Here is an 11,667-nt window from a genome sequence, read left to right as displayed (position 1 = left end):
ACCCTGTCGCGTACGCCGATGATGGGGTGCCCAACTCCGACGACAGGGCAAAACGGGGCAAGACGGGGCAGGGTGCGAGGTGGGACAGGTGACCGACAGGTGACGATGCTCGGTGGGACGAACCTGCCGCGGGTCGGCGGGTACAACCAGGCCGTCGTGCTGGACGCCATCCGGACCGGCGGCCCGGTGAGCCGGGTCGAGTTGGCCGACCTCACCGGCCTGACCAACCAGACCGTCTCGAACGTCGTCCGTAAGCTGCTCGACATCGGCCTTGTCACGGAGTCCGGCCACGCCCCGTCCAACGGCGGCAAGCGCCGCACCCTGCTGTCCCCCCGCCCCGACGGCGCGTACGCGCTCGGTGTCCACCTCGACCCCGACACGGCCGTCATCGTCCTGGCCAACCTGGCCGGAGAGGTGATCAGCAGCCGCCGGCTGCGGCTCACCGCCCCGAGCGACCCCGCCGACGTCGTGGACCGTGTCGCCCGCGCGGCGCTGCGACTGGTCGCCCGGTCGGAGGTGGACGCCTCCCGGCTGCTGGGCCTGGGCATCGCCGCGCCCGGACCGATCGACGGCTCCGCGGGTGCCGTCGTCTCCCCGCCGAACCTGCCCGGCTGGGGCCGCGTGCCCCTGGTGGAGATGTTCGCCGAGGCCACCGGCATGCCCGTCGCGCTGGACAACGACGCGACGGCCGCCGCCATCGGGGAGCGCTGGATCGGCGGCAAGGCCAGGGCGGGCAGCTTCCTGTTCGTCTACCTGGGCACCGGTATCGGCGCCGGCATCGTGCTCAACAACACGGTCATGCACGGGGATTCGGGCAACGCCGGCGAGTTCGGCCACATGGCCGTCGAACCCGGCGACCGCGTCTGCCACTGCGGCGGCACGGGCTGCCTGGGACCCTATTGCAGCCCGTCCGCGATCATCGACGACCTGCTGCGCCGCCACGGCCAGGCCGCCGCCGACCGGATCGGCCTGGCCTGCACCCCCGACTCCCTGCACAGCGACTGGCAAACCCTGCGCCGCGCCGCCCGCGCCGGCGACCCGGGCGCCGTCGATGTCATACGCGCCGCCGCCCGCCGCATCGGCCAGGCCGCCCGGGGAGCCGTCAGCCTGCTCGACGTCAACCGGGTCGTCCTCGGCGGCGAGGCGCTGCGCGGTGTCGAACCCCTCATGCGGGAGGAGATCGACAAGGCCGTCAACGCCACGTCCGTGGCCCGCGGCATCCGCCCCATAGCGATCGAGCGGAGTGTCATCGGTGACACGGTCGGCGCCGTGGGTGCCGCGTCACTCGTGCTGCACGGCAACTACGCGCCCGGCTGGCGCATGCTCACGGACGCCTCCGGCTGACCCGCGCGAGCCAAGGACCGTCCCGTCAGCACTCGATGACGTTGACCGCGAGCCCGCCCCGCGCGGTCTCCTTGTACTTGACCTTCATATCGGCGCCCGTCTCCTTCATGGTCTTGATGACCTTGTCGAGGGAGACGTGGTGCCGCCCGTCCCCGCGCAGCGCCATGCGGGCCGCGGTGACGGCCTTCACCGAGGCCATGCCGTTCCGCTCGATGCAGGGGATCTGGACGAGGCCGCCGACCGGGTCGCAGGTGAGGCCCAGGTTGTGTTCCATGCCGATCTCGGCGGCGTTCTCCACCTGTTCGGGGGAGCCGCCCAGGACCTCGGCGAGGCCGCCGGCGGCCATGGAGCAGGCGGAGCCGACCTCGCCCTGGCAGCCGACCTCGGCGCCGGAGATGGAGGCGTTCTCCTTGAAGAGCATGCCGATGGCGCCCGCGGCGAGCAGGAAGCGGACGACGCCCTCCTCGTCGGCGCCCGGCACGAAGTGCGTGTAGTAGTGGAGGACGGCGGGGATGATGCCGGCCGCGCCGTTGGTGGGGGCGGTGACCACGCGGCCGCCCGCGGCGTTCTCCTCGTTGACGGCCATGGCGTACAGGGTCACCCACTCCATGGCGCGGGTGGCCGGGTCGCCCTCGGCGCGCAGCGCGCGGGCGGCGGTGGCGGCGCGGCGGCGGACCTTGAGGCCGCCGGGGAGGATGCCCTCGCGGGACAGACCGCGTTCGACGCAGCCGCGCATGACCTGCCAGATCTCCAGCAGACCCGCGCGGATCTCCTCCTCGGTGCGCCAGGCCTTCTCGTTCTCCAGCATCAGGGCCGAGATGGAGAGCCCGGTCTCGTGGGACAGGCGCAGCAGCTCGTCGCCGGTGCGGAAGGGGTACTTCAGCACGGTGTCGTCGAGCTTGATGCGGTCCGCGCCGACCGCGTCCTCGTCCACGACGAAGCCGCCGCCGACGGAGTAGTACGTCTTCTCCAGCAGGGGGAGGCCGTCGCCGTCGTAGGCGAACAGGGTCATGCCGTTGGCGTGGTACGGCAGCGAGCGGCGGCGGTGCAGGACCAGCTCGGCGGACTCGTCGAAGTCGATCTCGTGCTCGGCGCCGATCTCCGCGCCGAGCAGCCGCAGCCGCTTGGTGGTGCGGATGCGGGCCACCTCGTCGTCGGCGGTCTCGACGTCCACGGTGCGCGGGGAGTGGCCTTCGAGGCCGAGGAGGACGGCCTTGGGGGTGCCGTGGCCGTGGCCGGTGGCGCCGAGGGAGCCGAAGAGCTCGGCGCGTACGGCGGCGGTGTGGGCGAGCAGACCGTCGTTCTTCAGCCGGCGGACGAACATCCTCGCGGCCCGCATGGGGCCGACCGTATGGGAACTGGACGGACCGATGCCGATCGAGAAGAGGTCGAAGACGGAGATGGCCACCGGTGAACTCCTTGCGTCTGCACGGTGGGTGCGTGGTGCGGGGCGGGCAGGGGCGCTGGGATGTGCGCCCCCGCCCGCCTTCCGGGCCCGTTACTTCTTCAGGTCCGGGTACAGCGGGTGCTTGTCGGCGAGCGCGGTGACGCGCGCCTTCAACCCCTCCGCGTCGTAGGACGGCTGGAGGGCGGCGGCGATGATGTCGGCGACCTCACGGAAGTCGTCGGCGGTGAAGCCGCGGGTGGCCAGCGCCGGGGTGCCGATGCGCAGGCCGGAGGTGACCATCGGGGGGCGCGGGTCGTTCGGGATGGCGTTGCGGTTGACCGTGATGCCGATCTCGTGGAGGCGGTCCTCGGCCTGCCGGCCGTCCAGCTCCGAGTCGCGCAGGTCGACCAGGACGAGGTGGACGTCGGTGCCGCCGGACAGTACGGAGACCCCGGCCTTGGCCACGTCCGGCTGGGCGAGCCGGTCGGCCAGCAGCCTGGCGCCTTCGAGGGTGCGCTGCTGGCGCTCCTTGAAGTCCTCACCCGCGGCGATCTTGAACGCCACGGCCTTGGCCGCGACCACATGCTCCAGCGGGCCGCCCTGCTGACCGGGGAAGACCGCGGAGTTGATCTTCTTGGCCAGTTCGGCCGTGGAGAGGATCACACCGCCGCGCGGGCCGCCGAGGGTCTTGTGGGTGGTGGTGGTGACCACATGGGCGTGCGGCACCGGGGAGGGGTGCAGCCCGGCCGCCACCAGACCGGCGAAGTGGGCCATGTCCACCATGAGGTAGGCGCCGACCTCGTCCGCGATCCGGCGGAAGGCCGCGAAGTCCAGCTGACGCGGGTACGCCGACCAGCCCGCGATCACCAGCTTGGGACGGTGCTCCTTGGCCAGCCGCTCGACCTCCTCCATGTCGACCAGGCCGGTCTCGGCGTCCACGTGGTAGGGCACCACGTTGTAGAGCTTGCCGGAGAAGTTGATCTTCATCCCGTGGGTGAGGTGGCCGCCGTGCGCCAGGTTCAGCCCGAGGATGGTGTCGCCGGGGGAGAGCAGGGCGAACATCGCGGCCGCGTTCGCCTGGGCGCCGGAGTGCGGCTGAACGTTGGCGGCCTCGGCGCCGAAGAGCGCCTTGACGCGGTCGATGGCGATCTGCTCGACCACGTCGACGTGCTCACAGCCGCCGTAGTAGCGGCGGCCTGGGTAGCCCTCGGCGTACTTGTTGGTCAGGACCGAGCCCTGGGCCTCCATGACCGCGACCGGAGCGAAGTTCTCCGAAGCGATCATCTCCAGGGTGGACTGCTGGCGGTGGAGTTCGGCGTCGACCGCGGCGGCTACGTCCGGGTCGAGCTCGTGCAGGGAGCTGTTGAGAAGCGACATCAGGGTCCCGATCGAAGGAAGGGTTCAGTTTTCGGTGAAGGCGGCGTACTCGTCGGCGGACAGCAGTTCGTCCGGCTCGTCCGTCACCCGCACCTTGAACAGCCAGCCGCCCTCGAAGGGGGCGGAATTCACCAGCGCCGGGTCGTTCACCACGTCCTCGTTGATCTCGGTGACCTCGCCGGTGACCGGCGCGTAAAGATCGCTGACGGACTTCGTGGACTCCAGTTCGCCGCAGGTCTCACCCGCGGTGACCGTCGTGCCGACCTCCGGAAGCTGGACGAAGACGACATCGCCGAGCGAGTTGGCCGCGAACTCGGTGATGCCGACCGTCGACACACCGTCCTCGCCGGCCGACAGCCACTCGTGCTCCTTGCTGTAACGCAGCTGCTGGGGGTTGTTCATAGGTCCGATTCTCCTGGATACGGGGGAGTGCTTGGGAAACGGGTCTTGCCTGGTGGGACAGGCGGTACGCAGGGATATGCGCGGGATGGCCCGGCGCCGCCCGGTGGACGGCGGCCGGGCACCGGGGGACGGCGGGCTCAGCGCCGCTTGTAGAAGGGGAGGGCCACGACCTCGTACGGCTCATGGGTACCGCGGATGTCCACCGACACTCCCGCCGTCCCCGGCGCGGCGTGCGCGGCGTCCACGTACGCGATCGCGATCGGCTTGCCGAGGGTGGGCGAGGGCGCGCCCGAGGTGACCTCGCCGATCACCGCGCCGTCCGCGGCGAGCACCGCGTACCCCGCGCGCGGGACCCGGCGGCCCGCCGCGACCAGGCCGACCAGCGCCCGCGGCGGATCTGCCTCGGCCCGCCGGGCCGCCGCCTCCAGGGCCTGGCGCCCGACGAAGTCACCGGGCTTGTCGAACTTCACCACCCGGCCGAGCCCCGCGTCGAAGGGCGTGGTCGCGCGGGTCAGCTCATGCCCGTACAGCGGCATCCCGGCCTCCAGGCGCAGCGTGTCCCGGCAGGACAGCCCGCACGGGACCAGCCCGGCCGGGGCCCCCGCCTCGCTCAGCGCCTGCCACAGCCGCTCGGCGTCGCCCGGCGGGACGAACAGCTCGAAGCCGTCCTCGCCCGTGTAGCCGGTACGGGCGATCAGCGCCGGGACGCCCGCGACCGTGCCGGGCAGGCCCGCGTAGTACTTGAGGCCGTCCAGATCGGCGTCGGTCAGGCCCCCCAGGATCGCTGCGGACGCCGGGCCCTGGACGGCGATCAGCGCGTACGCGTCCCGGTCGTCCCGTACGGCGGCGTCTAGGCCCTCGGCGCGCTCGGTCAGCGCGTCCAGCACCACCTGGGCGTTCGAGGCGTTGGCGACCACCAGGAACTCCTGCTCGCCGAGGCGGTAGACGATCAGGTCGTCCAGGATGCCGCCTTCGGCGTCGCAGATCATGGTGTAGCGGGCGCGGCCGACGGCGAGCGCCGACAGATGGCCCACCAGCGCCCGGTCCAGGGCGGCGCCGGCCTGCGGACCGGTGAGTGTGATCTCCCCCATGTGGGAGAGGTCGAAGAGGCCGGCGCGGGTGCGCACCGCGGTGTGCTCGTCGCGCTCGCTGCCGTAGCGCAGCGGCATGTCCCAGCCGGCGAAGTCGGTCATGGTGGCGCCCAGCGCGCGGTGCACCGCGTCCAGGGCGGTGCGGCGGGGGGTTGAGACATGGGTCATAAGGGTTGGCTCCAGGGCGGGACGACGACGAGGACGACGAGGACGTTGTCCTCCCCATCTGTCATCGGAACCTGAGAGGTTCGCCGTGACCCCTTCTTCGAGCGGTCCGGCTTGCACCGTGGGTGGAGCCACGCCAGCGGCTCGCTTTTCAGATCTGCCTCGTCCACGCGGTATCGGGGCCTGAGAGATTCAAGGGAGGACTTGCTCCTTCGGCGCCCCGGACGGCCGGCACTGCTGCCGGTGGCCGAGGACTCTCCCGCGCGGATTCAAGCGGCCGGTATGGAGTTGCGCGCAACATCATCGCACGTACGCCCGAGAAGGGAAGGCCCGAACGGGCAGAACCGCCGTCGCCCCTGGCCCCTGACCCCCGAAGGCCGGACCCACAGGGCACGAACACCCAGCCCACGGGAATACCACCTTGCTGGACATTACCTTTTCTTGACACTCTTCGGGAACGAGCCGCAGTGACCGACCTAGGAGGACGATCACGGTGCACGGGCAGGGTACGTACGCGACGACGACATGTGGACCCCTGCCGGTGACGCAGGGCGCGGCGCCGACCGGAGGTGCGCTCAGGCCGGGGCGCGGGGCGCATGTGCACGATCTGCGCGGCGACGGCGGCGCGGCCGCGACCGGGCGCGAGCTGCGCTACCGCGCGGGGGACGTGGTGGTCGCCTCCGGGCTGCCCGGCAGCGGCAAGAGCACCATGATCGGCCGGGCCGTGCCCCGCCTGGACCAGCGCGGGGGCGTGGTGCTGCGGGTGGACTCGCAGGACACCCGCGAGCGCTGGGAGCGGCGGGTGCCCCGCTGGCTGCCGTACGCCCTCTACCGCCCCCTGGTGCGCTGCGCCCACTACGCCGGGCTGCGCCGGGCGCTGCGCTCGGGCGCCAGCGTCGTGGTGCACGACTGCGGCACGCTCCCCTGGGTCCGCCGCTGGCTGGCCCGCGACGCCCGGCGCACCGGCCGCCGGCTGCACATGGTGCTGCTGGACGTGGGGGCCGCGGTGGCCCTGGAGGGGCAGGCCGCCCGCGGCCGCGCGGTCTCCCGCTACGCCTTCGGGCGGCACCGCCGCGCCGTGGGACGGCTGGTCGCCGCCGCGGAGGGCGGGCGGCCGCCCGAAGGCTGCGCCTCGGTGGCGCTGCTGGATCGGGCGGCCGCCGGCGCGCTGCGCCGCATCGGCTTCGAGTGACGCGCGGCGGGACGGCGGAGCGCAGCCGTCACGGGGTCCCGGCGATCGCCTCCACCGGGTGGGGCAGCGGCATGGGGGCCACGGAGTCGTCCTCGGCCACCTTGGGCGCGGCGGGCTCGACGGCAGACAGGGGGCTGAGGGCCGTCGTGGTGGGCCGCTGCGTACCGGGCTTCTTCACGTCCGGCTTCTCGGCGGGCTTCTCGGCGCCGGGCTTCTCGGTGCCGGGCTCCTCGGTGTCGCCGGGCTTGGTGTCGTGCTTCTTGGCGTCCTGCTTCTTGGCGTCCGGCTTCTTGGCGTCCTGCTTCTTGCCGTGGTCGCTCTTGTCGTGGTCCTTCTTGCCGTGCTCGTTCTTGTCGTGCTCGTTCTTCGCGTGGTCCTTCTTTACGTGATCGTCCTTGCCGTGGTCGTGCTTACCGGGCTTGTCGGTGCCGGGCTTCGCGCCGGGCTCGGTGGCGGCAGCCATGGTGATGGGCCGGGCGGCGAGCGCGGACGCGTCGTCGGCGAGGGTCGATGCCTCGTCCGGGAGCGGCAGCATCGGGGGCGTCATCGGCTGGCCCATCCCCGGGAGCGGGCCGACGAGAGAGCTGATCAGCTCGACGATGGCGTCGGCGATACGGGGGAGCGCCGCCGCGGCGGCGGCTTCGTCGCCGGCGGCGATGGCGTCCAGCAGGTCGTCGATCGCCCGCTGCAGCGCGTCCAGCGGGTCCGTCGAGACGTCCGTGGGCTCGGTCTGGGCGGCGTACGGCGGCATCTGGGCCTGCTCCTGCCCGGCGGCCTGCCCCTGCTCGGCGGCCTGCGGCGGCACGGTGATCTGGCCCTGCTCCTGGCCCTGGTTCTGACCCTGCTCCTGGTTCTGGCCCGGCTGCTGGTCCTGGCCTTGGTTCTGGTTCTGGCCCTGCTCCTGGTCCTGGCTCTGGCCCGGGTCCTGGCCCTGCTCAGGGTCGTCCGAGGGCATCCGGTCCCGGACCTGCTTGCGGCCCTCGGCCTGGGCCTTGTCGCGCGCCTTGCTCTGGGCCTTCTCCTGGACGTGCGCGGTGGCCCTCGGGGTGCGGGCCGCCTCTGCGGACTTGCGGGCGGCCTTCACCGCGCTGTCGATCGCCGCCGCGTGCTTGACCAGCTCGGCCTCGGAGAGCATCCCGCCCGGGGCCTCCTCCACCGCCTTGGCCAGGGCGGCCACCCGCTCGAGGAGGACCCGCAGATCGCGCATGGCCTGGGTCTGGGCGGGGCTCATCCGTGTGTCGGCGAGTGCTGCCGGGGTGGGGACCGGGGCCTTGGCGCCGGCCGCGCCCCCGGACCCGCCGGTCGAGGCTGCGGACAGCCCGGCGGTGCCGAACAGAAGGGAGCCGGCCATGACGGAGGTGACAAGGACTTCGGCCTTGCGGGAGGGGCGGATCATGAGACCTTCCTTCGCTGTGGTGACGTACGGGCGTACTCGACATCACGGTGCGAAGAACGCAAACGGTGCGCAACTCGACAATTACTGCCTGAAGCGGTCAGAAGTGGTCGTAAGGCGTAACACGTCTGGCCGTCTCCTCGCCCCCGGCCTGGGGATTTGCTGTGGAGATCGACGGCCCCCGATGCCGCCGGGCGATGCAGCCGTTAGGGTGCTTGTGCAGGTCCGACGAGATGGCGGTTGAGCGGAAATGAGCATCCCGGAGCAGTACGGTCCAGTACCGGCTCACAACGGGTTTTCTGACGGTGCGTTTGCTGAGTCCCCGGCTGGGACCCCGGCGTTTCCGGCCTTTCCGGGCAATGAGCTCGAAGAGGTGCTCGCCGCCTCGGTCGACGTCCCCGGCGCCGGCGCCCGCATCGTCGAGACCCTGGCCCGCAGCCGGATCTGGGTGCCGCTGCCCAAGGGGGGCGGCCCGGACAGCAACGGCCTGGACCTGCCCACCATGGAGATCGAAGGCGGCGCCTATGTGCCCGTGTTCAGCTCCGAACAGCAGTTCCTGCAGGTCGTAGGCGCCCATATGGCGTTCACCGTCGCCCCTGCCGTCGAATTCGCCCGCGGACTGCCGCCCCAGCTCGGCATCGCGGTGAACCCCGGCGGCGCGGTCGGCGTCCCGCTTCCGCCGCCGGCCGTGGCCGAGCTGTGCCGGAGCGGGCGCAGCGAGCTCGACGGTCCGGCCACCGGTGGCCGGGTGCGCCTCTTCGAACCGGACTGGCAGGACGAACCGGTCGACTTCCTGGCCGCCGCCGGGCTCGAGTTCGGCAAGGTGGACGGATTGCGCACCGCCCGGCGCGCCCTGGCCAGCGTCGAGGGGGAGCCGCCCGCGCTGTTCGTCGGCGTCGAGCTCGACCTTCCGGGCCCGGAGAGCCAGGCCACCGCGGTGGAGGCGCTCGGCCGTGCGCTCGGCGCCGTGCCGTTGCCGTGGACGGTCCAGCTCGTTCTGCTGGACGTCGCGCAGGACCCGGTGGCGGACTGGATGCGCGAGCGGGTGCGACCGTTCTACGACCGTGACCGCTGAGTCGCCCGGGAGACCCCTGTAAGGGCCCGTAAGCTGGTTGGATGACCGGTGACGGGGCGCGGTCGTGCGCCCCTGGCCGAGTGTTGTGGACAGGCCGAGAGAGGGGCGGACCCAGGTGAGCGCGGGAGGCGGCCATATCGAGCGGATGCTGCAGCAGGTCGCTCCCGGCCGGTACGACGCCTATGAGTCACTGCTGTACGCGCTCGCCGACGGCCAGGTCTGGATGCTGCTGTGGCACGGCACCCCCGGCTCGCCCGACGCGCAGTACGGAAACATGGACGTCGCCGGGCTCGGCTACGCCCCCTGTGTGACCTCCGCCCAGGAGCTCGCCGCCAGCGGCTGGAACCGCGCCCATGAGGTGGTGGGCGGGCGCCAGATCGCGTCCTCCCTCTTCCCCGACCACTACGGCCTGTGGCTCAACCCGCACGCCCCCGGCGGTGGCGTGGGCATTCCCTGGCTCGATCTGCGCAGAATCGCCTGCGGCCTGGACCTGCTGCCCGCCGGGCCGCTGCGGCTGAGTGAGCCGGCCATTGAAATCCCCCAGTTCTACGCCCTGTTGGGGCAGAACGCGCACCGCACACCCGCGGTGCGGTCGATGCGCCGCGCCTGGGTGCAGCCCGCGCTCGGCGCGCCGTATCTGGCGATCGGGCTCGACCTGTACGACACCGGCGCCGCCGGGGTGGAGGCCGCGCGGGCGATGATGCGCCAGTCGGTCGGCGCGGTGCCGGACGGGCTGCCGGTCTCCACGGTCGCGATGTCCGACGAGTACGACCCGGTGGCGATGTGGATGCGGGCCAACGCCCGCCCGTTCTTCGACCGTGACGCCTTCGGGGCGGCCCAGCCCGCGCCCTCGTACGGCTATCCGCCGCAGCACGGCGGCCGGCAGTCCGGACCCGCCCCCAGCACCTGGTAACACCCCTGTCACCACACCGGTAACGGTCCTGTTAACCGGACGGCACGCACCGCTGAGCGGAGTCGCGGTCCGGATAACGGAACACTCCTCGCCACATCACGGTTAGGCATCCATTGCCCGGATGGGCTGGCGGGTGATCACAAGCGCGATGAAGACTCCCGCAACGGGAGGTGTCCGTACCTGCGGGTAGCTCACACTTCCCCTTCGCAAAACTTCCGCACCACAAGCACGACATTCACTTGCGTTTGTGAACCATGCCGCTACAGCGGCGGGTCGTGGGCCGGTCACCACCGGTCGAGAGGGGTCCCCACCACGATGACGGCACCATTGCACGGCACGAGCACGGACGTGGAACCGGCCGCGCCCGTCGATGTCGCGGCGGATGTAGTCAAGGCCTCGGTCGAGGGCAGGTCGCTGCGTCAGATCGCCTGGATGCGCCTCAAGCGGGACAAACTGGCGCTGGCCGGCGGGGCCGTGGTTCTGTTCCTGGTGCTGGTGGCCATCTTCGCGCCGCTGATCGTGAGTCTGCTGGGGCATCCGCCCAACGAGTTCCACCAGGAGGAGATCGACCCGCTGTTCGGCACCCCGAAGGGGTCGATGGGCGGCATCAGCTCCGACTTCCTCCTCGGTGTCGAACCGCAGAACGGCCGCGACGTGTTCAGCCGGATCGTCTACGGCGCGCGGATCTCGCTGCTGGTGGCCTTCCTCGCGGCGGTCGTCGCCGTGGTGCTGGGGACGGTCTTCGGCGTCATCGCGGGGTATTTCGGCGGCTGGGTTGACACCGTTATCAGCCGCGTGATGGACATGCTGCTGGCCTTCCCGCAGCTGCTGTTCATCATCTCCCTGGTCTCGGTGCTCCCGAACGACCTGCTGGGGCTGAGCGGCAGCGGGGTGCGCATCGCCATCCTGGTCTCCGTCATCGGCTTCTTCGGCTGGCCGTACGTCGGCCGCATCGTCCGCGGCCAGACGCTGTCGCTGCGCGAGAAGGAGTACGTAGAGGCGGCGCGCAGCCTGGGCGCCGGCCGGCGCTACATCCTCTTCCGGGAGCTGCTGCCCAACCTGGTCGCCCCCATCACCGTCTACGCCACGCTGATGATCCCCACCAACATCCTCACCGAGGCGGCGCTCAGCTTCCTGGGCGCGGGCGTGAGGCCGCCCACCGCCTCCTGGGGTCAGATGCTCTCCAAGGCCGTCGGCACCTATCAGGACGACCCCATGTTCATGATCATCCCGGGTCTGGCGATCTTCATCACGGTGTTGGCGTTCAACCTCTTCGGCGACGGCGTCCGCGACGCCCTCGACCCGAAGGGAACGCGTTGACGGCGACC

Annotated in this window: 10 protein-coding genes and 1 riboswitch; of the genes, 5 read left to right on the top strand and 5 right to left on the bottom strand. The window is 71.7% G+C overall.

Features of this window, described 5'->3' with window-relative positions; all coding sequences use genetic code 11:
* The first annotated feature begins 105 nt into the window (after positions 1 to 105).
* On the top strand, positions 106 to 1,344 hold the full coding sequence (locus ACFZDL_RS16220; RefSeq protein ID WP_353593469.1) for an ROK family transcriptional regulator: 1,239 nt from the start codon (positions 106 to 108) through the stop codon (positions 1,342 to 1,344).
* 25 nt (positions 1,345 to 1,369) lie between these two features.
* Here ACFZDL_RS16220 and ACFZDL_RS16215 read toward each other — a convergent pair whose 3' ends face one another.
* The 4 genes from ACFZDL_RS16215 to gcvT all read right to left on the bottom strand — a co-directional run bounded on the left by ACFZDL_RS16215 (position 1,370) and on the right by gcvT (position 5,769).
* Complete coding sequence (locus tag ACFZDL_RS16215) at positions 1,370 to 2,752, bottom strand: L-serine ammonia-lyase (protein ID WP_391191293.1); 1,383 nt, start codon at positions 2,750 to 2,752, stop codon at positions 1,370 to 1,372.
* A 90-nt stretch (positions 2,753 to 2,842) separates the two neighbouring features.
* A complete protein-coding gene (gene glyA, locus ACFZDL_RS16210) occupies positions 2,843 to 4,108 on the bottom strand; it encodes a serine hydroxymethyltransferase (RefSeq protein ID WP_353595663.1) in 1,266 nt (421 codons plus the stop codon).
* A 24-nt stretch (positions 4,109 to 4,132) separates the two neighbouring features.
* Positions 4,133 to 4,510, bottom strand: coding sequence for a glycine cleavage system protein GcvH (gene gcvH, locus ACFZDL_RS16205; RefSeq protein WP_353595662.1), 378 nt, complete (start codon positions 4,508 to 4,510; stop codon positions 4,133 to 4,135).
* Positions 4,511 to 4,647: 137 nt separating this feature from the next.
* Positions 4,648 to 5,769, bottom strand: coding sequence for a glycine cleavage system aminomethyltransferase GcvT (gene gcvT, locus ACFZDL_RS16200; protein ID WP_353595661.1), 1,122 nt, complete (start codon positions 5,767 to 5,769; stop codon positions 4,648 to 4,650).
* Positions 5,770 to 5,927: 158 nt separating this feature from the next.
* Positions 5,928 to 6,038, bottom strand: a riboswitch (glycine riboswitch).
* A gap of 221 nt (positions 6,039 to 6,259) precedes the next feature.
* Here gcvT and ACFZDL_RS16195 point away from each other — a divergent pair.
* Positions 6,260 to 6,958 carry an AAA family ATPase gene (locus ACFZDL_RS16195; RefSeq protein WP_391191289.1) on the top strand — a complete coding sequence of 233 codons (699 nt, stop codon included), beginning with the start codon at positions 6,260 to 6,262 and terminating at the stop codon, positions 6,956 to 6,958.
* A 28-nt stretch (positions 6,959 to 6,986) separates the two neighbouring features.
* Here ACFZDL_RS16195 and ACFZDL_RS16190 read toward each other — a convergent pair whose 3' ends face one another.
* Complete coding sequence (locus ACFZDL_RS16190) at positions 6,987 to 8,354, bottom strand: hypothetical protein (RefSeq protein WP_353595659.1); 1,368 nt, start codon at positions 8,352 to 8,354, stop codon at positions 6,987 to 6,989.
* A 247-nt stretch (positions 8,355 to 8,601) separates the two neighbouring features.
* Here ACFZDL_RS16190 and ACFZDL_RS16185 point away from each other — a divergent pair, with 247 nt between their 5' ends.
* From ACFZDL_RS16185 to ACFZDL_RS16175, 3 genes are all read left to right on the top strand, one after another.
* Complete coding sequence (locus ACFZDL_RS16185; RefSeq protein ID WP_353595658.1) at positions 8,602 to 9,426, top strand: enhanced serine sensitivity protein SseB; 825 nt, start codon at positions 8,602 to 8,604, stop codon at positions 9,424 to 9,426.
* 145 nt (positions 9,427 to 9,571) lie between these two features.
* Complete coding sequence (locus tag ACFZDL_RS16180; protein WP_353595666.1) at positions 9,572 to 10,339, top strand: enhanced serine sensitivity protein SseB C-terminal domain-containing protein; 768 nt, start codon at positions 9,572 to 9,574, stop codon at positions 10,337 to 10,339.
* A 315-nt stretch (positions 10,340 to 10,654) separates the two neighbouring features.
* Positions 10,655 to 11,659 carry an ABC transporter permease gene (locus ACFZDL_RS16175; protein WP_353595657.1) on the top strand — a complete coding sequence of 335 codons (1,005 nt, stop codon included), beginning with the start codon at positions 10,655 to 10,657 and terminating at the stop codon, positions 11,657 to 11,659.
* Positions 11,660 to 11,667 lie beyond the last annotated feature (8 nt).

The organism is Streptomyces sp. NPDC007917 (assembly GCF_042959105.1).
In the GTDB taxonomy this organism is placed as follows: Bacteria; Actinomycetota; Actinomycetes; order Streptomycetales; family Streptomycetaceae; genus Streptomyces.
Note: the sequence above shows the minus strand (reverse complement) of the source record. Positions and strands in the feature narration are given on the sequence as shown.